Below are 19705 nucleotides of genomic sequence, written 5' to 3'. Positions count from 1 at the left end.
TAAGACTACCCATGCTCGAGGTACTTCGCCGCATTATTCAGGAGGTTAATGGTGCACGTAGTCTGGACGCTGCGTTAGCGACCATCGTCCGTCGCATACGCAAGGCGATGCAGACAGATGTGTGCTCTGTTTACCTGTTGGATACCGAGCGTAACTGTTTCGTGCTGATGGATACGATCGGTTTGAATGCCAGTGCCATCGGGCATGTCGCCATGCGCCCTGGAGAAGGACTGGTGGGATTGGTAGGTCAGCGGGAGGAGCTCCTCAACCTTGAGGATGCAACGTCGCATTCACATTTTCGTTATTTTGCTGAAACGGGGGAGGAACGTTACTCCAGTTTCATGGGTGTGCCCATCATCAATCAGCGCAAGGTACTAGGCGTACTGGTGGTGCAGCAGCGTGACAAACGCCGCTTTGATGAGGGCGAGGAAGCTTTCCTGATTACCATGGCAGCTCAGCTTGCCGGGGTGTTGATCCATGCGATATCGACCGGCACGCTGGCCCGGTTGAGTGACCCTAATAGTCAGACGCTACTGACGGGGGTGGCGGCGTCTCCTGGAATGGCCGTCGGTGAGGCGTTTGTGGTCGTCCCGCCAGCCAATCTTGATGCGGTCCCCGAACGCGATGCCGGGGATGTCGAAGCGGAAGTGGCTCGGCTATATGACGCCATTGAGCATGTTCGCAATGACATTCGCCATGCGGCTGAGCGTCTGTCGAGTCGTATTTCCGTTCAGGAGCAGGCACTGTTCGATGTTTACCAGCAGATGCTGGGTGATGCGGCGCTAGGCCAGGAAGTGGAAAAGCGCATTCGGGAGGGGTTGTGGGCGCCGGCCGCTCTGGCTCAGGTTGTGCGTCGGCATGTGCAGTACCTTGAACGTGTCGATGATAACTATTTACGCGAGCGTGCTGCTGATGTGCGCGATCTGGGACGACGCGTGCTGGGGCATCTGCAGCAGGAAAGTGCTGCTACACCGGCGGTTTACCCAGAGCAGACGATCTTGGTCGGTGATGAAATCAGCGCCGCTCAGCTAGGGGAGATCCCCCGTGAAAAGTTAGTCGCTTTAGTCGCTGTGCGCGGCTCTGGAACGTCACATGTGGCAATACTTGCTCGCGCAATGGGAATACCTGCCGTTCTTGGCATGGGCGAGCTGCCCCTGACGCGACTGACGGGTACGCGAATGATCGTCGATGGTCATCGTGGCCGGTTAATCGTAAGGCCCAATAATGAACTTGAGCATCGCTATCAAAGCCTTATCGACGAAGAGAAGGCATTGGTGGAGATTCTCGAGCATGAACAATATTTGCCCAGTGAAACGCAGGATGGTCACCGGGTACGCTTGATGGTCAATACGGGCCTGGCGATGGAGCTTGGCGACTCGCTTAGGGCGCGTGTCGATGGCGTTGGCCTTTACCGCACTGAAGTACCCTTCATGATGCACCAGCGCTTCCCCAGTGAGCAGGAGCAGTCACGGCTTTATCGTGAGCAACTCGAAAGTTTCGCGCCGCTGCCTGTAGTAATGCGTACGCTCGACATCGGGGGAGACAAGGACCTGCCTTATTTCCCTATCCATGAGGACAACCCTTTCCTTGGCTGGCGTGGTATTCGTGTCACCCTCGATCATCCTGAGGTACTGATCGTTCAGCTGCGTGCCATGTTGCGAGCTGCCACAGGGCTAGATAATTTGCGTGTGTTACTGCCGATGATCGCCAGTGTTGAAGAGGTCGATACCACGCTCAGACTGCTCGACCGCGCCATCACCGAGCTGCGTGAAGATGGGCACGATGTCAAACGACCGCTGATTGGCGTGATGATTGAGGTACCGGCAACGCTTTATCAGCTTGATGCCCTGGCTGAGCGTGTTGATTTCTTCTCTGTGGGCAGCAACGACCTGACCCAATACCTGCTCGCCGTCGATCGCAGCAATGCGCGTGTAGCCAGCCTCTATGACGCCTGCCATCCTGCTGTACTCAATGCGATGCATCAGCTTGCCAGGGATTCGCAACGGCTCGGTATGCCTATCTCGGTTTGCGGGGAGCTGGCTGGAGATCCCGCCGGAGCATTGTTGTTAGTGGGCATGGGCTACGACATTTTGTCGATGAATGCACCCAACCTGCCGCGTGTCCGTGCGGCGATTCGACGTGTGACGCTGCCCGCGGCCCAGACGCTGGTGCGCGAGACGCTGGCGTTATCGACTACGGCTAACATCCATGTTCATCTGTTTAACCGCTTCGATGAGTGGGGGATTGCTCATCTCCTGCCGCCACGTGATTGAGCTGCCTTTCATTGCTGTTTATCTCATGACGACTGAACGCTGTTTTACATGCTTGCCTACTATCTGGGCAAGACACTAAGCAGCGGGGGGCGTACACTTTAACGCTTCGCTGCGATGGGCAAGGAGGCGGCAGTGTTGGCACTCGGGCTGTACCTGTTGATTGGTGCGCTGGCAGGCTTTATCGCTGGGCTGTTTGGTCTTGGCGGCGGTGTTGTTATTGTTCCACTGCTCGTTATCGCCTTTGGTTTGCAGGGCGTCGCCGATAATGTGGCGATTCATTTGGCCATCGGCACCTCACTGGCGACTATCACGATCACATCATTATCCTCGGCGCGGGCACATTATATCCGAGGCAGTGTACGTCTGGACTGCTGGAAGTTATTGCTGCCGGGTCTCGTATGCGGTGCAGTGTTAGGGGTGTTCATTGGCGGTCTGCTGTCCGGAGCCGTAATGTCGATTTTGCTCGGGATATTCTTTCTGCTGGTCGCGGTAAAAATGGTATTCAATCCCAGGCCACGCCAACAGCAGCAACTGCCTGGGCGTGGGCCGATGCTAGCGGCTGGAGGCGTAATCGGAACGCTGTCAGCATTGTTCGGGATAGGTGGTGGCACGCTGACCGTGCCGTTTCTCGAGTGGCGTGGCGTTGAAATGAAGCAGGCGGTAGGCACGTCTTCGGCGTGCGGTATTCCTATCGCCGTTATCAGTGCGTTAACAGCAATAGCGGTCGGCTGGAACAGCAGTGATTTGCCTCAATGGTCGACCGGGTACATTTACTGGCCGGCTTTTCTTGGTATCGTACTGATGAGTGTGCCGCTGGCCAGGGTGGGTGCCCGAGTGGCGCATGCGTTGCCTGATATCTGGTTGAAGCGAACCTTTGCTGGCCTGATGATCATCGTCGCGCTGAAATTTTTACTGGAATAATCTCGATAGCCATCGTTTCCCAACGTTCATTAGTTTAGAAAGTTTGGTTCAGTTAAGGACTTTGCATGCTGCGTTACCCCCACTTTGATCCCGTGTTGGTGTCCATTGGCCCGATCCAGATTCATTGGTACGGATTGATGTACGTGATCGGCTTCGTTGGCGCCTGGGCGCTTGCGCGCTTACGTGCCGAACGTCTTGGTCTGGACAAGGACCAGGTCGGTGACATGATCTTCTACGGTGCACTTGGCGTGGTGCTCGGCGGGCGGCTCGGCTATGCGCTCTTCTACGGCTGGGCCGAATTTGCGCGTGATCCGCTATGGATATTTCGCGTCTGGGAAGGCGGCATGAGTTTCCACGGTGGCCTGATCGGCGTGCTGATTGCAGCGCTGCTCTTTGCCCGTAAACACAAGCTGGCCTTCTTGCAACTGACTGATTTCGTCGCACCGCTGGTGCCGATTGGGCTGGGCGCCGGACGGCTGGGTAACTTCATCAACCAGGAATTGCCCGGTCGCGTTTCTAATTTACCTTGGGCGATGGATTATCCAAAATACGGCCCCGAGCCGCGTCATCCTTCGGCAATTTATGAGTTTCTGCTTGAAGGCGTGGTACTGTTCATTGTGCTGTGGTGGGTTTCGCGTAAGCCCCGGCGACGTGGCATGATCTCCGGGCTCTTTCTGGTGCTCTACGGCATCTTTCGTTTCTCGGTCGAATTCGTGCGTCGTCCTGATCCGCAGCTGGGCTTCATTGCCTTTGACTGGTTGACTATGGGGCAGCTGTTGAGCTTGCCAATGATCCTTATAGGTGTCGTTCTCATTGGCTGGTCGCGTCGACAACATGTCGATAGTCCAGTCGCGGCACCATCCAATGCGCAAAGCGCCCAATAATCTAGTTTATGCAGCCTTATCTCGACTTAATGCGCCGTGTCCTTGAGACCGGCACTCGTAAAGACGACCGTACCGGCACTGGTACTCTCAGCGTGTTTGGCCATCAGATGCGGTTTGATCTGGCCGAAGGGTTTCCCCTCGTTACTACCAAAAAATTACATTTGCGCTCTATCATTCATGAGCTTCTGTGGTTCTTGAAAGGTGAGACCAATATTGCCTACTTGAAAGAGAACGGTGTCTCGATCTGGGATGAGTGGGCAGATGAACAAGGGGACCTCGGCCCTGTCTACGGCTATCAGTGGCGCAGCTGGCCACGTCCGGAGGGTGGGCATGTCGACCAGATATCTAATGTGATTGAGCAGATCAAGCGCAATCCCGATTCACGTCGTTTGATTGTGTCGGCCTGGAATCCGGCCCTAGTTGATGAAATGGCGCTACCGCCCTGTCATGCGCTGTTCCAGTTCTATGTCGCCGATGGTCGATTGTCTTGCCAGCTTTATCAACGCAGTGCGGATATTTTCCTTGGTGTGCCGTTCAACATTGCCAGTTATGCATTGCTGGTGCATATGGTGGCGCAAGAGTGTGGTCTGGCACCGGGGGAGTTCGTGCATACGCTCGGCGACGCGCACCTGTATCTCAACCATCTTGAACAGACGGAATTGCAGCTTTCGCGGGAGCCGCGCGCTAAGCCTCGCTTGGTGCTCAACCCGGAAGTGAAGCGCGTATTCGATTTCCGCTTCGAGGATATCGAAATCGTTGATTATGATCCCCATCCCCCCATTAAAGCGCCGGTAGCCGTATGAATGAACTTGTCGTACCCGTCGCAATGATTGCGGCCATGTCGAAAAATCGTGTCATCGGCGTGGGCAATAAGCTGCCTTGGTATCTGCCAGAAGACTTGAAATTCTTCAAGACGATGACGCAGGGCAAGCCATTGATCATGGGAAGAACAACCTTCGATTCCATTGGTAAACCGCTGCCCAATCGTTTGAATATTGTCGTGACGCGTGATCAAGGCTTTGGGCATGATGGTGTAAGGGTATGCCACGATCTGGAAAGTGCCTTCGAATTGGCCGATCAACATGCGATGATCGAGGCCAGCGAGGAGATCATGGTCATGGGCGGCGGTCAGATCTATGCTCAGGCGTTTGATTATGCATCCCGGCTATATCTAACAGAAGTCGATATCACGGTGGAAGGGGATGTGTTCTTTCCCGAGTTCGATCATGACGTCTGGAGAGAAACCGAACGTACGGCGGGAAAACCCTCCGAGCATGGGCCGGCTTACGATTTTGTTTGCTACGAGCGGGTGTGATCCACATTTGAGCGTATCAGGGAAGGGAGCGCGCAAGATGGTTTACAGTACTATTGGCCTGGCACATATTGACGACTTTCCTATAAATCCAAAGGGAGAGGCGCGGTGACAGATCGTCTCGATACGCTGATTGGTGCATTGGAGCAACAAGCCGAGCGGGCCTGGGCGCAGCTCGAAGAGACTCGCTTGCAGATGCGTGCTCTTGAAGCGGAAAACCGCGCGTTGAAGGCGCGTCTTGAGGCGTTTGAGCCTCTTGCTGGACGCTATGGTCAAACGCAAACGCTGCCAGTGGATGAAAAGGAATTGCCCGTCGAGACAGAGAGTAAACACGATAATCTTGATAGCGAAGATGCAAAAAGTAATAACAGCCGTCAGCAAGATGATGAAATCGATGTGGTTAGCAGCGATAGCAACGAGGCGAGAGCACTGAATAGCGATGATATAGAAGTGAGTTCCAATAATCGATCACCTGATACTTCCTTGCACACAGGCACTGAATCAGCACCAGAGCCGTCACTACAAGAGGGGAGCGCGCCGTCACCGCAGGCATTGTTGAAACAATGGTATCGACGTTATCCCAAAACCTTCTTCAAAGGGCATACGCGCCCGCTTCAGATCGGCATTCACGAGCAGCTTGCCAGGCGCGAGCAGTGGCCCGATAAGCTTATCAAAAGGGCATTGGCAGGTTACGTCAATTTGCCGCGCTACTTGAAATCGGTGCGAGCCGGTGCCTTGCGAGTAGACCTCGATGGCCAGAACACAGAAGCTGTTACCGAGCAGGATGCTCAGCATGCCCGTGAACAGTTGAGCATACTACAAGAGCGTCAGCGCGAGCGTGAAGCACAAAAGGCTTCACAGCGTATGGCTGATAAATTGTCGGCGCTTACATCCAAGCACGGTCATTGAACTCTGTATCTACGACTAAAGTTTAAAATGCGTATGGAATGGAAATAACAAGTTTTTGTAAACATCAAAAGACGCTTTTAATAAGCGTCTTTTTTTGTATTCAACTTTAAATTTCAACAAGTTGTCATCTTGTTGTCATGATTTTTTAGTCATTTAAAACGGTCTTATATCGACAGGCTGATAACCCATAGAAAGAGATTAAAAACGGTGTTTTTTCTTATTGCGTTCCGCTTGAGGCCAGTATAAGGTAGCCGGGCGAGCAATGAACAATAACGAGGTTAAGCCGCGGATAAGCGGAAAGCCATCTGCTTCGGCAGACAATCGAACAGTAAGCTAGTTAAGGACTATCACGATGAAAAAGACGCTTTTAGCGACTGCGATTGCTGGTGCGCTGGGTATCGTTGCCACTGGTGCACAAGCAGCTACCGTCTACAACCAAGACGGTTCCAAACTCGACCTTTACGGTAACATTCAGCTTTCAATTCGTAGCATTGAAGCTTACGAAAATGATGCGGATAATTCGCATGAAAGCCAAAGTGATCTGTTCGACAACGGATCGACTCTTGGCGTTAAGGGCGAACATACTATCAGCCCCAACCTGACCGGCTATTTCCGCGCTGAATTCGAATTCAACGCCGACGAGCAAAAGGGCTATTACCAGTCTTACGATGCCGGCAACTCGGGCGGCTCAGGCCTGTCCAGAGGCGACCAGTCATATATGGGGCTGACCGGTAATTTCGGTGATCTGCGCGTAGGTTCTTGGGACTCACTGTTTGATGATTGGATTGCCGATCCGATTTCTAACAATGAATACTTCGATAACACCGATGCCGCTGCGGATATTGCTGGTAGCGAGTACGAAGGTGATAAAATCGCCTATACTTCCCCGATCTTGGGCGGCTTCCAATTCGTCGTTGGTACCCAATATAAGGGCGATGCCGATTCTGAAGTCAGTGGCTCACCGGTTGACAATGACCTTACTGCGTCTCGTGCTGGTCGCTTCTATGTCGACGATAACAACAGTGCTTCCTTGTTCGGTGGCCTGCGCTACACTACTGGCGCTCTCACGCTTGCAGCGGTTTACGATAATCTCAAGAACTTCCAGTTCGAGCCGGGCACAACCGTTGGTGATAATTTTATCGCGACCGGCGGTGATCGCGATTATGGTTCCCTCTACGGCGTGAATGCCGCTTATGAGCTCTCTGATACTCTGCGCGTTTCTGTAAACTGGAACCGTCTGGATGCCGACTGGAACAGTGATGCCGACGTTGATCGTTATGGCTTGGGCGCACGTTGGAATTACGGCATGGGCGACCTCTACGGTTCCTACGTCTATGTTGATGCTGAAAGTAATGCTGTAGCGACTATCGATCCGCGTCACTACAATGCTGCTGATACGAATGATGAGTCTTATAATGAATTCATCCTCGGCGCGACCTACAACCTGAGCAGCCAGATGTACACTTACATCGAAGCGGCTACTTATGACCGTGAAGACCACATCGGTGACGGCGTAGCCTTTGGTGCAGCTTACAGCTTCTAAGTTGCCCTCAATACGATCTAACTGATCGATAGAAAGCCGGCCTCGCGCCGGCTTTTTTCTTTTTAGGCATTGTAGTTTTCGTTGTGTTTCCTACTATTTGATCCTGTCAGACCATCAGCGCAACAGAGCGTACTATTATAAATTGAACAATAATGTTGCTAACGAGTCTCATGCTTGTTTTGTACGGGATAGGCTCTCTTGATGGGAATGCCACTCTTAAGAAAGGAAAGGTAATCAATGCCCCTACGTGAACTAGCATGGGGAGGCGTTTATTTCAGCCCGTTGCTGCTCTGCGCGCTTATTAGCTTTGTGCTTGCGGCTATTGTGCGTACGCTTTTGTATAAGACGCCTGTAGGACGGCTAATCTGGCAGGAGGCCTGGTTCGATGTCGCGCTGTTCGTCTGCATACTGGCGTTGGTGGTCTTCTTGATGAAAATAATGGAATAAGCGAATCCTGGATGCGTACAACAACGAGACTTCTGATTACCTTGGTGATGGTTGCGATTGCAGTCGCTGCGGGTATCTGGCTTTGGAATTATTATATGTATACGCCCTGGACCCGGGATGGTCGTGTCCGCGCTGATATCACCACTATTGCGCCCGATGTGTCCGGCTGGGTTTCCGAACTGGCCGTACATGACAACGATACGGTCCAGAAAGGCGATTTGTTGTTTGGCATCAATGATGCGCGCTTCAAGGCAGCCTACGCGCAGGCCGAGGCTACGGCACTAAGCCGCAAGTACACTTGGAAGCAAAACCTGCAGGAGTACCAACGGCGCAAGAGCTTGCCTGCCAACGCGATAAGTGCGGAGGATCTGGCGACAGCTCGCATCAACGCCGAGATCGCCAAGGCAAACTATCAGCAGGCCGAGGCTCAGCTTGAGAGCGCACGCATCGATCTGGAGCGCAGTGAGGTCAGAGCGCCCGCAGATGGTTCGATCATTAATCTGCAGCTACGTCAGGGCAATTACGTCAGTCGTGGCAATGCGGCCATGTCACTCGTTCAGGCGGGCTCTTTCTATGTCACTGGCTATTTCGAGGAAACCAAGATTCCTGCCATCGATATCGGTGACAAGGTGGATGTCTGGTTGATGAGTGGTAAGAAAAGGCTTGAAGGGCATGTGACCAATATTGGTCGCGGCATTTCAAATGCCAATACGTCGCCTGACAATCAATTGCTGCCCCAAGTTCAGCCAACCTTTACATGGGTGCGATTGGCACAACGCATTCCTGTGGATATCGCCTTGGACAAGGTGCCTGACGACGTTTATCTCAGTGCGGGAATGACGGCTACTGTCAGAGTTCAGGCGAAGGACCGAGACGATTCGAACGTCTTGCCCGCAGGCGATGCGCCTAACGGAATAGGGCGGGACGAGTCGGATGCCCTGCCGGCGAATAATGTCCATTGATATCCGCGCTGCGATAAGAAGCTTATCATGACGCTTGGTCCCAAGCTCAGTGTCTATCTGACGCCATCGACGCCCGCCGTGCAGTATGCGATCAAAGGGTTTTTATCGATGGCTATTTCACTTTATCTGGCGATGTACGCCAATCTCGATCGTCCTTATTGGGCCTTGATTTCTGCTGTGTTTCTACAGCTTCGCCCTGAAAGTGGCATGGTAATCGAAAAGGCGCTCTGCCAAATTGGCGGGACACTGATTGGCGGTTGCGTGGGTGTCACGATCATGTCGTTCTTCTTCCAGTCCCCTGGGCTGGCAATAATGTGCCTGACATTCTGGGTATCACTCAATGCGACTTGTGCTTCGCTGACACGTAATTTCAACCTTACCTATGGCTTTGCAATGACAGCGGTCACGGCCATTCTGGTTGTGGGCATTACCTTGTTGAGCAATAACAGTAGTCAAGGAGTATTTGATATTGCGGTTGCCCGCATGAGTGAGATAGTGCTTGGCGCGACCTGCGCTACGGTTGTCAGCATGTTGATCTGGCCCTCTCGTGTCAGGACATTAATTATCGGCCACGCCAATAATGTGGTCGATAAAGCCTTTCATTGTATTGAACTGCAATTCGACCGAGCTGTTGATAAAGCGACCTTGCATCAAACTATTGTCGAGACATTGCAAGCAACGCTTACGCTAAACAATGATAGTAGCGCTGCGATTTATGAAGGGCCCAGTGGCCCGGGGCGTGCCCGAGCGGCTTACTTGTTGGCACAGCGGACATTGACGTTGCTGGCGGATATGCAAGTCTACGGTCGTTTTATTCGTGAATATCCCGAGCTTTTGAACCCCACCTTTCTCGCTGCCTTGGAGGATATTCGCAAGACCTTTAGCGCTGCTCGACAGGCTGAGTCGATCGATGCCGCGAAAGCGATGCTGGTACGCCAGCGCTATCATTTTCAAAAGCCGCAGGAAACGTTGAACCTCGATACACCGTTGCAGCGTCGTGCTGCCCAAGGTATCTCCGAGCTTTTGGCGCGTGCGATTATCATCCTTGAGGCCAAACAGGCGATTGCCAATGTCGAACGGAGGCGGCTAAAAGCGGTTCGCCTTTCTGTGCATCGTGACTATTTACAAGGAATATTTACCGGTGCGCGTTCCGGGATGGTGTTTGCGACGGCATCTCTTATCTGGATCGCGACGGGCGCAAGCACAATGGTTGTTGCCATGATCCTGCCGGTCATTTTCAGCATGATGTTCGCGGTGTTTCCAGCGCCGGCCATGTTGATTAAGTCGGTATTGAAGGGCGCTTTGCTGGGCATTGTTGCCTCGATGGTATTTGGCTACGCATTGCTGGCACCTGTTACTGGCTCGTTCGAGATGCTGATCATGGTGTTTGGTGCGCCTCTCTTCGTTGCCTTGCTTGGTGTGCCTAGTATGGCCACGCGACTTTATAGTTTGGGCTTTTGCGTCGTCTATATCGTGCTGACAATGCCAAGTAATGTCATGACATTTGATGCCAGCAGTTTTTTTAATCGTGTGGTGAGTGTGCTTATCGCATTATTGTTGGTCAGAACATTCTTTCTATTATTTGAAGGCCCGGGTAGAGCCGTCATGCGGCGGCGCATGATCGCCGGAGTTGCCGATGATCTGAAAGAATTAAGGGATCGCTATAACGATGGTGCGGTTGAGTGGTTCAACGGGCGAATGACCGATCGTTTATTGCGCTTATCTCGGGCTGACAGCACGTCGCCGGATACTCCGAACCATTTGCTTGAGGCGGGGCTGACGGGGCTAAACCTGGGGCACGTCTCACTGCGTGTGCAGCGTCATATCAGAGGCAGCGATGAGTCGCCTCGGATGCTCGCATTACTACGCCGCTGGCAGACTGAACTGGCAGATGGTTATCAAAAGAGCGCATGGGGCGAGCATGATGACGCTTTCAGATTAGCCAGTGAGCATCTGTTGAAATATCTGCGTGGAGCGGGCCAGTTAGATGATGAATTGATCGATATTATTGAGGGTATTACGGTACGTATCGAGCTGACACTTGAGCGGCAGACTGGCGTTTTCGATGGACCAGACACTAACTCTACTGCTCAGCCAGTTAACGCTTGATAAAGCGTCAATAAAAAACAAGCCTGGCGGCCAATCTTATAAATGCCGCCAGGCTTGTCGCGTTTTTTTCCGTGGTTAATCAAGCGTAATCTATTGCCCCGCTTGTGTTTCCGATTTCTCGAAACCCTGATAACTCACTTTACCTTCTGCGTCGACGGTGCAGTTAAGCTGGATAAACGCGTTACCTTGTCCTTGGAGACTAACCTTCAAGTCAAACGGTTCACCTGGCGTGCGTTCATTGACGTTATTGCTCAAGGTATTATGCGTGCCAATCGCCTCACCGTCCGGACTTTGCTGCGCCGCAGACTTGCACTGATCGGCTAGGCCCGAGTTCGCCTGCTGATCTTTTTCATCGGCATCGGTCGGTGCGCTATCAGGGCAACCTGCCAATACCAAAGCCAGTGTACCTATACCCATTAATCCTAATGTATTTTTCACAATGAAGCTCCCTTTCCTGAATGGGTGAGTTTCAGTATAGATAATGAAATCGATAATATGTGAAGTGAGAATATAAAAGTCTGAAACCAGGATCAGAAAGTATGTCGCGGCTACTACCTTAAGACGCTATTGCTCAATTTGGCTTATAGCGGCGCTTTAAACAGAAGCGCCTCATAGCCGTTTGTCCTGACGTATGGGCGATAATAGTCGGTGAGAGCAATAGGAACTTATTATCTGAGCCAGCCTGAGCACAGCGGGAGTTGATCAATCTTGAGCAAGAAGGAAGGATTGGCAAAGAAGTTGATGGTGCCCCCAGCACGATTCGAACGTGCGACCTTCCCCTTAGGAGGGGGACGCTCTATCCAGCTGAGCTATGGGGGCTGACCGATCACAGGATTATAAGCCTTTGAACGTACAAGATAAAGGCGTTGGAGTCTCTGCCTTGAGCCCGCTAGAATGCCGATCCGATAATGTAGGCCTGGTCGAGGAGCGCGAGTGACTGATTCAATACCACGCGATCGTCATTTTGATGGCATGGCCGATAAGTTTGCACGTAGCCTTTATGGCGCGTCACGTGGGCGTTTGCGGCTTCAATTGCTCCAGCACACCCTACAATCACAACTGCCTCTTACTGGACAGCCAGTGCTTGATGTAGGAGCGGGGCTTGGGCAAATGGCGCATTGGGCCGCACAACGGGGGCATCCTGTAACGCTAGCCGAGCCGTCGCTTGAAATGCTTGAGCGGGCTCGAGAGCTGGTAAATAGCCGTAACGCCGTTTTTCATCATTGTGCTCTGCAGCAGTTGGATCAGTACGTATCGGGGCAATGGCCGCTAGTGTTCTGTCACGCCGTGCTTGAATGGATGGTGCGTCCCGCCGAGGCTATTCCGTTACTGTCAGATCGGCTCGCGCCGGGAGGCTGGCTATCTCTGATGGTGTTCAATCACGACGCGATGCGCTTTTCCAATATCGTTAAGGGCAACCTTGAACGTGTGCTTGTGGATCGTCTGGCAGGCACAGGCAAGCGCAAGCGCCTCACGCCCATATCCCCGCTGGTGCATGACGATGTGATGCAGTGGTTAAGCAGCGCCGGGCTTGAAGTGCGTGCCGTAACGGGGATTCGTGTCTTCCATGACTACTTGCGTGAGCGCCATCCCAGCGAGGAAGATCTTGAGCGTCTTACTGAGCTTGAGCTGCGTTATTGCCGCACCGAGCCATATTGGCGACTTGGCCGCTATCTTCATTACAGTGTTTACAAGCCGGAACGTTGATGACTTCTTTTACTCCCGTAGGTCAGTTACTGGAACGCCAGCCCGTTGATCGCTATCGAGACTGGCTGCTGGTAACGCCCGTGCTGGACGATAGCTTGCTTCATGCTCCGCCCCGCCGCGTGTGGTGTACAGATCATGCTATCGCCGCAGCGTATCGAAAAGCCGGTCATGACGTGATCGAGGGGCTTGAGGCGCCAGGCAATGTACAAGGCGCCTTACTGTTCTGGCCCAAATCCCATGCTTTAGGCGTGTGGTGGGTGAGAACGCTTTGCACCACGCTGAAGGTCACCACGCCGCTTCATATTGTTGGCGAGCATCAAGGCGGAATCAAGCGTGTCCCTAAGGTGCTTGAAGCGCTTGGGTTATCGGGTGAGCGTGTGGATAACGCGCGTCGTTGTTCGCTATTTGCGACCTCGACACATGCCTCTTGCCACGCGGAAAGCGATACTGAGGACGGTTGGTTGAGGTTTGAGGCGCTTGATCTGACACTTCACAGCCATCCGGGAGTGTTCGGTCATGGCAAGTTGGATGAAGGCACGCGGCTGTTACTTGAACATTTGCCAACGTTATCAGGCCATGTGCTCGATGTTGGTTGCGGTGATGGCATTATCAGCGCTTGGCTTGCGACACGCGGTGCAGCGGTTACAGCAACTGATGTCAATCATTTCGCGCTGGAAGCGACACGCCGCACCCTGGCAGCGAACGGGGCATCGGGCGAAGTGATCGCCAGCGATATGCTGGAAAATGTGTCAGGCCGATTTACCGCTATCGTCACCAATCCGCCATTTCATCAGGAACGTTCGGTTGATTATGATCCTACCCGACGATTGATTGAGCAGGCGCCTGAGCATATTGAAGAAGGGGGGTGTTTCTATCTGGTAGCCAACGCTTTTCTGCCTTATGCGCAGATATTGAAAACGCATTTTACTCAGGTTGAGGTATTGGCCGATAACCGACGCTTCAAGGTTTATCGGGCCACAAACGGTTAGGTGCATCAAGCGGCAAGCCACACTGTTGATTGTGATCAAGCGGGCTTTTTTCGAAATGTCCGCTTGTTATTGACTACACTAGTCATGTCTTTTGGGCGAGCCGATGCCCTTCAACATGTGGTTTAACGTAGTTCAGGGCTTTCTCCGGCCCGTAACACAGTCAGAACATGGTGCTCATTCACCAAGCTGAACTCTGCCGTAATGGTGAAATGGGCATGATGTTGAGGCTCGCTTATTTGTACGCAGGAAGAATAACAACAGAAGGGGAAGGATTACTGGAAGACAGAGTTTTTAAGGATATGTCTATCAATGCTCGGAGCTAGATCCTCCGTGCTCTGCTGTCGTCTGGGCTTGTGGACATCTACTTTTAACTAGCGACCCGTCTTGCTTGCCTATGACATGAAGGTAGGCATCCGTCATCGGGGACCTCTGCTTTTCTGGTACACTTTTGAAATCCGCCATTCACAGACGGAGGGTGCTTCGTGGCAAAACAACCTAATCAAGACCAAGAACCCGCATCGGATCAGCAGAAGACGTCCGAGGGAATTCCCGCGCCGGAAGGGCCGGCAAATCTTATTGATACCGATTATGTCATCGGTCAGGATAACGTTGCCTCCCGAAAGTTCGGTGTGGACTTCGATCTACACGGCAAAGTTTTCACGGTTTCAGCGTTGATGATCGTGTTCTTTGTTGTCGTTACGCTTGCGTTACAAGACCAGGTTGAACCGTTGTTCAATGGTTTGAAAAGCTGGTTGACGGGGAATTTATCCTGGTTCTTTTTGTTGGCAGCCAATATTTTCGTGATTGTTGCCATCGTGTTGATTTTTACCCCGCTGGGGCGCGTGCGCATTGGTGGCGCTGATGCCAAGCCGGATTACAGCTACGCAGGCTGGTTTGCCATGTTGTTTGCTGCAGGCATGGGCATCGGCTTGATGTTTTATGGCGTTTCCGAGCCCTTGACGCATTTCGGTACTTCCTTGGGTGGCATCGAAATGGGTGACAACGGTATGCGTACCGATTGGGCACCACTGGGTGCCGCCGCGGGTGATGAGCAAGGTGCCGTTTCGCTAGGCATGGCTGCTACCATCTTCCATTGGGGCCTGCATCCCTGGGCGATTTATGCGGTAGTCGCGCTTTCGCTGGCGATTTTCTCTTTTAACAAGGGACTGCCGCTGACCATGCGCTCGATCTTTTACCCGATATTGGGTGAGCGTATCTGGGGGTGGCCAGGGCACATTGTTGATATCCTTGCGGTTTTTGCCACTCTTTTCGGTTTGGCGACATCGCTCGGGTTAGGTGCATCGCAGGCATCAGCAGGGCTTAGCTATCTGTTCGGCATTCCGAACAATGACGTTACCATGGTATTTCTGATCATCGGGATCACGCTTGTGGCGCTGATGTCAGTCGTGGCAGGTGTGGATAAGGGCGTACAGCGCTTGTCTCAGCTCAATATGGCCTTGGCTTTCCTGCTGCTGTTGTTCGTGATTATCGTGGGCCCAACGATGATGATCGCGACCGGTTTCTTTGAAAACCTAGCCTCCTACGTAGTGCATTTGCCGGCCTTGGCCAATCCGTTTGGACGTGAAGATGCCAACTTCAGCCAGGGCTGGACCGCCTTTTACTGGGCGTGGTGGATCAGTTGGTCACCTTTTGTCGGCATGTTCATTGCTCGTGTCAGCCGTGGCCGTACGGTGCGTGAATTTCTCATTGCCGTTCTGCTGGTACCTTCATTGGTCTCGGTGCTCTGGATGACTGCCTTTGGGGGCACTGCTATCAATCAGTATCTCAGTAGCGGTTTTGAGGGGGTCAGGGACGCTGCTCTCGAACTGCAGCTGTTTGTCATGCTGGATCAGCTGCCGCTGAGCTCCATCACCTCATTCATTGGTATCGTCTTGGTAATGGTGTTCTTCATTACCTCGTCCGACTCTGGCTCGCTGGTGATTGATTCCATCACTGCTGGCGGTAAAGTGGATGCGCCCAATCCCCAGCGTATTTTCTGGGCTAGCATTGAGGGCGTTATCGCTATTGCCTTGCTGCTAGGCGGTGGTCTGACTGCGCTGCAGGCAGCCGTCATTTCCACGGGCCTGCCCTTTACCGTGGTATTGCTGGCTGCGTGCTATGCCATTATCCAAGGGCTGCGGAGCGAGCCCAAAGCGACGTGATTGGATCGCACTTCACATGTGCATCAAGCGAAGAAAGGCGGCCTGCGGGCCGCCTTTTGCATTATGCGAATGAAGAAATCAACTCAGGAAGTCGCTTACAGGGGTATCTAGCGAATAATGGCGGGCGACTTGCGCTTGCAGAAGTTCCGCGGTAGCCAAGGCATCAATCAGCGCGTGGTGACCCTGGTAGGCAGGTAGCCCGTAGCGGGCTCGGCTGTCATGCAGGCGTATCGAAGCGGGGGGACGTCCTATCCAGCGTCGAAACCGTGCCCACATCGACTGACGGTGGCGGCGTGCTTCGAGTGACATCGTGTCGATGACAGGAAAAAGGAGACTCTCGCCACGGCGAGCCTTGACCGCTGAATCCAGAAAAGGTCGCTCTATATGTCGATAGTGAACCACGGCCAGGCGGCCGGTCATGGTGGCAAGCATCTCGTCCAGAATTGTGTCTAAATCCGGCGCCTCAGCAATTTTAGAATGGGTAATGCGGTGAAATTTGATCGATTCTTCGCTTAACGTACGCGATGGGCGCACCACCCAGTAACGTCGCTGAGCCAGTGAAATGCGACGTAGAGAGAAGGGCACCAGACCGACACTGACGATAGCGTGGCGATTAACGTCTAGCCCGGTGGTTTCCATGTCTAACGCTACCAGTGGCGCCTCACCGATGGGCATGTCCAGAGGTAAGGCGCTTTGCGCAAAAAAGCGTTCAAGACAAGGGCCCTTGGCAGCGTTAGCTCGCTGCGCCAAATAGTCGGACCAGTTAGGCTGTTTCTTGCGAGTATGAGAATAGAACGACATGGAGGGCAATTAACGCTGTCTAGGCATGGGATAGCGGAAGCCCAGAAATTTCTGCGCGTTGCTTAGCACGTGAAAAGCCTCCTTGAGATTGTGCCGCTCGGTATTTGATACATTCTCCGGTTCGATATTGTTATCCGGTGTGTTCTCCTGCTCGACATCAAGCGCCTGATGACGAATGCGCACCATGGCAATGAATTCAAGCGCATAGCGAATTCTGTCGTCGTTGCCTTTCGGCAATAGCTGAGTCTTGGCGATGTCATCGAGGCGCTCGAAAGAGTTTTGAGCACGAGAGCCACAGGCAAGCGCATGTACCCGAATAAGATCAATCATCGGTGCGGTGCCCCGACGCTTTAAGTTGATCGAATTGTTATGCTTGCCATCCTTCTCCATCACAAAGGTGCGGAAAAACCCGAGAGGTGGTGTGCGACTTAGGGCATTACGGGCCATGGCCGCCAGAAACAGCGGGCTTTGCGAGGCTTTTTCCGCGACCAGGTCCTGTAGATGTTCTACATAAGACTCTTCCCCGTATACGCCATCTAAGTCGAAGAAAATTGAGCTATGAAGCAGTCGCTCTGGGCTGGGGTCGTCTATCCATTCGCTGAAGTAGCGTTTCCACACCGCAAGCGGCTGGCGCCAGCGCGAATTGGTGGCCATGATGTCGCCTTTACAATAGCTATAACCACAGGCATCGAGCCCATCGCTGACCCTTTTCGCCAATTCGGCAAAATAGGCATCGTGCTGCTCGGGGTCAAAGCGGTCATCCAGCACTAAGGCATTGTCCTGGTCGGTGACCAGAGACTGCTCATTGCGCGCCATTGAACCGAGTGCCATGAAGCAGTACGGCACTGGAGGCGGTCCAAGCTCTTCTTCGGCAAGTTCCAGCAATCGGCGGGTAAAACTGCGGCCAATGGTAGCCATTGCACTGCCGACCATTTGTGAATTGGCGCCTTCTTTTACCATACGTACGAAGGCTTCACGAACGTTGGCGCTGAGTTTAGCCAGACCCTTGACGTTCGCCTGGTTGAAGATATTGCTGACCAGATAAAGGCTGCTGTGAGTTTCGTAACGGATAATATCCGAAAGGTGCAATACGCCCACGGGACGGCGGCGATGCAGAACCGGTAGATGGTGGATATTATTGCGCAACATGCACAGCATGGCCTCGTGGACCGACTCATCAGATTGAACTGTTATCAAACGTTCGCTGAGTATTTCACTGACCGAAACGTCTGCTGAGAGTCCTTCAGCGAGCACGCGAGTACGGAAATCGGGATCGGTAAGAATACCTACCAAGCTCCATTGTTGGCCATCATCATCAATAAATGTGCGTTGAGGAACACCGGCAGAGGCGCTGAAGACCAGTACCGAACTGACGTTTTCCTCGCTCATGCGCTGTGCCGCCTGCTGTACCGAAGCTGACGCTTCGATCATTACCGGGCGGCGTGTAATAAGCTTGCGCACCCGGGTAATCATCATGTCGTTATTCTTGTGATGCTGCTCAACCGTAGCTTCGAGGCGGGGTCTTTCCAGTTCGACAAAGTCGGCGAAGTTGTCGTCCTCTTCACAGAGCCGAGTGAATACGGGGTAGGGAATGAAGTAGATCAGCGTATCTTCGATCGCCTTAGCAGGAAAGCTTACCCGTTGATTGCGCAGCAGGCCGAACTGGCCAAAGACATCGCCTTCACTTAGCCGGTTGTAGAGGGTGCCATTACGGCGAAAAATCTCCACAGCACCACTACGGATATAATGGAGGTCGTTAATATCTTCACCGTAGTGATGAATATCAGTGCCTGCCTGAAAATAGGCGATTTCAACCTGACTGGCGACCTCATCCAATAATTCATCGGGGAGTGCATCGAAGGGAGCGAAACGCCCCATGTGCTCACGAATTTCCAGCAGCTCGACATCCATGTAATGCCCCTTGATGCGGCTAAGTTGAATAAACTAGTCTGGCTTGCCGTTACCCTTTTACGCAAGGTTGGCCGATAGGGATAGATCACGATGGTGATGGGTCAGGGACTGAATATCAGGCTGATGGGCTGGCGGCGCGATAGGCGATATTCGTAACAATGTAGTGCGTTTCGCCACCCGGCGCGGCGACGACGATATCGTCGTCAAGTGCCTTGCCTAGGAGGGCACGGGCGAGCGGGGCGTCAATGCTGATCCAGTGTTTGCGGTTGTCCGTTTCATCGGGACCTACGATTCGTACAGTTAGTTCCTCGCCTTCGTCATCTTCAATCGTGACCCAGGCACCGAAACGCACACGAGTCTGGTCATCAGGTAAACGGTCGACCACGGTCAAGGCATCAAGGCGTTTGGCAAGATAAGCGATCCGCGCAATAGTGCGGTTAAGCTCCTTTTTGTTATAGGTGTAGTCAGCGTTCTCGCTGCGATCGCCCTGCGCCGCTGCCTCGGCAACTTTCTGAGATAGCTCGGGACGTCGAACGCGCCGCAGGTGATCATGAATGCCCTGCATGCGTGCGTAGCCTTCGCCGGTGATCAGGTCAGTTTTCTTCTCTTGACGCGGATCTTTGGCAGGATCGCGCCAGCGCGTCATGTGACGTCCTTTCATGCATTAGTCGCTGAGCTAAGGAAGGGGGGATCAAGATAAGATAGCGCCGACATATCTGCCAAGGACTAAATATACTGACACGCCGCATGGGTGCGACGTGCCATCGATAGCTTA

Annotated in this window: 17 protein-coding genes and 1 tRNA gene; 13 read left to right on the top strand and 5 right to left on the bottom strand. The window is 53.0% G+C overall.

The window, feature by feature from the left end:
• The first annotated feature begins 11 nt into the window (after positions 1-11).
• The 10 genes from ptsP (at position 12) to C3Z11_RS14625 (ending at position 11360) form a co-directional block, all read left to right on the top strand.
• Positions 12-2273 (top strand): phosphoenolpyruvate--protein phosphotransferase, encoded by a 2262-nt coding sequence (gene ptsP / locus C3Z11_RS14670; protein WP_106478700.1) that lies wholly within the window; start codon positions 12-14, stop codon positions 2271-2273.
• Between the two features lie 132 nt (positions 2274-2405).
• On the top strand, positions 2406-3194 hold the full coding sequence (locus C3Z11_RS14665; RefSeq protein ID WP_317450682.1) for a sulfite exporter TauE/SafE family protein: 789 nt from the start codon (positions 2406-2408) through the stop codon (positions 3192-3194).
• A 65-nt stretch (positions 3195-3259) separates the two neighbouring features.
• Complete coding sequence (gene lgt, locus C3Z11_RS14660) at positions 3260-4078, top strand: prolipoprotein diacylglyceryl transferase (RefSeq protein WP_106478698.1); 819 nt, start codon at positions 3260-3262, stop codon at positions 4076-4078.
• A gap of 8 nt (positions 4079-4086) precedes the next feature.
• Positions 4087-4881: a thymidylate synthase gene (locus tag C3Z11_RS14655; protein ID WP_106478697.1), complete on the top strand. Its 795-nt coding sequence runs from the start codon at positions 4087-4089 to the stop codon at positions 4879-4881.
• Entirely contained in the window at positions 4878-5393 is a 516-nt protein-coding gene (locus C3Z11_RS14650) for a dihydrofolate reductase (protein ID WP_106478696.1), read from the top strand. Before C3Z11_RS14655 ends, C3Z11_RS14650 begins: the two co-directional genes overlap by 4 nt.
• A gap of 105 nt (positions 5394-5498) precedes the next feature.
• Positions 5499-6299 carry a ProQ/FINO family protein gene (locus C3Z11_RS17160; protein WP_262927420.1) on the top strand — a complete coding sequence of 267 codons (801 nt, stop codon included), beginning with the start codon at positions 5499-5501 and terminating at the stop codon, positions 6297-6299.
• Between the two features lie 352 nt (positions 6300-6651).
• Entirely contained in the window at positions 6652-7842 is a 1191-nt protein-coding gene (locus tag C3Z11_RS14640; RefSeq protein ID WP_106478695.1) for a porin, read from the top strand.
• Positions 7843-8079: 237 nt separating this feature from the next.
• Positions 8080-8289, top strand: a complete 210-nt coding sequence (locus C3Z11_RS14635) for a DUF1656 domain-containing protein (protein WP_106478694.1) — start codon at positions 8080-8082, stop codon at positions 8287-8289.
• 11 nt (positions 8290-8300) lie between these two features.
• Positions 8301-9251, top strand: a complete 951-nt coding sequence (locus tag C3Z11_RS14630) for an efflux RND transporter periplasmic adaptor subunit (RefSeq protein WP_106478693.1) — start codon at positions 8301-8303, stop codon at positions 9249-9251.
• 27 nt (positions 9252-9278) lie between these two features.
• Positions 9279-11360 (top strand): FUSC family protein, encoded by a 2082-nt coding sequence (locus tag C3Z11_RS14625; protein WP_106478692.1) that lies wholly within the window; start codon positions 9279-9281, stop codon positions 11358-11360.
• 90 nt (positions 11361-11450) lie between these two features.
• On the opposite strand, the gene C3Z11_RS14620 is transcribed toward C3Z11_RS14625, so the two are convergent.
• Positions 11451-11798 (bottom strand): hypothetical protein, encoded by a 348-nt coding sequence (locus C3Z11_RS14620; protein WP_158701054.1) that lies wholly within the window; start codon positions 11796-11798, stop codon positions 11451-11453.
• Positions 11799-12102: 304 nt separating this feature from the next.
• Positions 12103-12179, bottom strand: a tRNA-Arg gene (locus tag C3Z11_RS14615).
• 114 nt (positions 12180-12293) lie between these two features.
• On the opposite strand from C3Z11_RS14615, the gene C3Z11_RS14610 reads away from it, so the two are divergent.
• The 3 genes from C3Z11_RS14610 to C3Z11_RS14600 all read left to right on the top strand — a co-directional run bounded on the left by C3Z11_RS14610 (position 12294) and on the right by C3Z11_RS14600 (position 16218).
• Entirely contained in the window at positions 12294-13067 is a 774-nt protein-coding gene (locus tag C3Z11_RS14610; RefSeq protein WP_317450681.1) for a methyltransferase domain-containing protein, read from the top strand.
• A complete protein-coding gene (locus C3Z11_RS14605) occupies positions 13067-14056 on the top strand; it encodes a class I SAM-dependent methyltransferase (RefSeq protein WP_106478690.1) in 990 nt (329 codons plus the stop codon). Before C3Z11_RS14610 ends, C3Z11_RS14605 begins: the two co-directional genes overlap by 1 nt.
• A gap of 482 nt (positions 14057-14538) precedes the next feature.
• Positions 14539-16218, top strand: coding sequence for a BCCT family transporter (locus tag C3Z11_RS14600; protein ID WP_106478689.1), 1680 nt, complete (start codon positions 14539-14541; stop codon positions 16216-16218).
• A 78-nt stretch (positions 16219-16296) separates the two neighbouring features.
• Here C3Z11_RS14600 and C3Z11_RS14595 read toward each other — a convergent pair whose 3' ends face one another.
• The 3 genes from C3Z11_RS14595 to greB all read right to left on the bottom strand — a co-directional run bounded on the left by C3Z11_RS14595 (position 16297) and on the right by greB (position 19591).
• On the bottom strand, positions 16297-17019 hold the full coding sequence (locus C3Z11_RS14595) for a 3'-5' exonuclease (protein ID WP_106478688.1): 723 nt from the start codon (positions 17017-17019) through the stop codon (positions 16297-16299).
• A gap of 9 nt (positions 17020-17028) precedes the next feature.
• Positions 17029-18930: a DUF294 nucleotidyltransferase-like domain-containing protein gene (locus C3Z11_RS14590; protein ID WP_106478687.1), complete on the bottom strand. Its 1902-nt coding sequence runs from the start codon at positions 18928-18930 to the stop codon at positions 17029-17031.
• A gap of 115 nt (positions 18931-19045) precedes the next feature.
• Complete coding sequence (gene greB / locus C3Z11_RS14585) at positions 19046-19591, bottom strand: transcription elongation factor GreB (RefSeq protein ID WP_106478686.1); 546 nt, start codon at positions 19589-19591, stop codon at positions 19046-19048.
• Between the last annotated feature and the right edge of the window lie 114 nt (positions 19592-19705).

Origin of the sequence: Phytohalomonas tamaricis, from assembly GCF_003012345.1 — a bacterium.
GTDB lineage: Bacteria > Pseudomonadota > Gammaproteobacteria > Pseudomonadales > Halomonadaceae > Phytohalomonas > Phytohalomonas tamaricis.
This window is presented reverse-complemented; position numbering and strand designations above follow the sequence as displayed.

Excerpts from the sequence above, each read along its gene's own strand:
- C3Z11_RS14630 (WP_106478693.1), top strand. The coding sequence starts at position 8,301 with ATGCGTACAACAACGAGACTTCTGATTACCTTGGTGATGGTTGCGATT.
- greB (WP_106478686.1), bottom strand. The coding sequence starts at position 19,591 with ATGAAAGGACGTCACATGACGCGCTGGCGCGATCCTGCCAAAGATCCG.
- C3Z11_RS14655 (WP_106478697.1), top strand. The coding sequence starts at position 4,087 with ATGCAGCCTTATCTCGACTTAATGCGCCGTGTCCTTGAGACCGGCACT.
- C3Z11_RS14605 (WP_106478690.1), top strand. The coding sequence starts at position 13,067 with ATGACTTCTTTTACTCCCGTAGGTCAGTTACTGGAACGCCAGCCCGTT.
- C3Z11_RS14635 (WP_106478694.1), top strand. The coding sequence starts at position 8,080 with ATGCCCCTACGTGAACTAGCATGGGGAGGCGTTTATTTCAGCCCGTTG.
- lgt (WP_106478698.1), top strand. The coding sequence starts at position 3,260 with ATGCTGCGTTACCCCCACTTTGATCCCGTGTTGGTGTCCATTGGCCCG.
- C3Z11_RS14590 (WP_106478687.1), bottom strand. The coding sequence starts at position 18,930 with ATGGATGTCGAGCTGCTGGAAATTCGTGAGCACATGGGGCGTTTCGCT.
- C3Z11_RS14640 (WP_106478695.1), top strand. The coding sequence starts at position 6,652 with ATGAAAAAGACGCTTTTAGCGACTGCGATTGCTGGTGCGCTGGGTATC.
- ptsP (WP_106478700.1), top strand. The coding sequence starts at position 12 with ATGCTCGAGGTACTTCGCCGCATTATTCAGGAGGTTAATGGTGCACGT.
- C3Z11_RS14595 (WP_106478688.1), bottom strand. The coding sequence starts at position 17,019 with ATGTCGTTCTATTCTCATACTCGCAAGAAACAGCCTAACTGGTCCGAC.
- C3Z11_RS14625 (WP_106478692.1), top strand. The coding sequence starts at position 9,279 with ATGACGCTTGGTCCCAAGCTCAGTGTCTATCTGACGCCATCGACGCCC.
- C3Z11_RS14650 (WP_106478696.1), top strand. The coding sequence starts at position 4,878 with ATGAATGAACTTGTCGTACCCGTCGCAATGATTGCGGCCATGTCGAAA.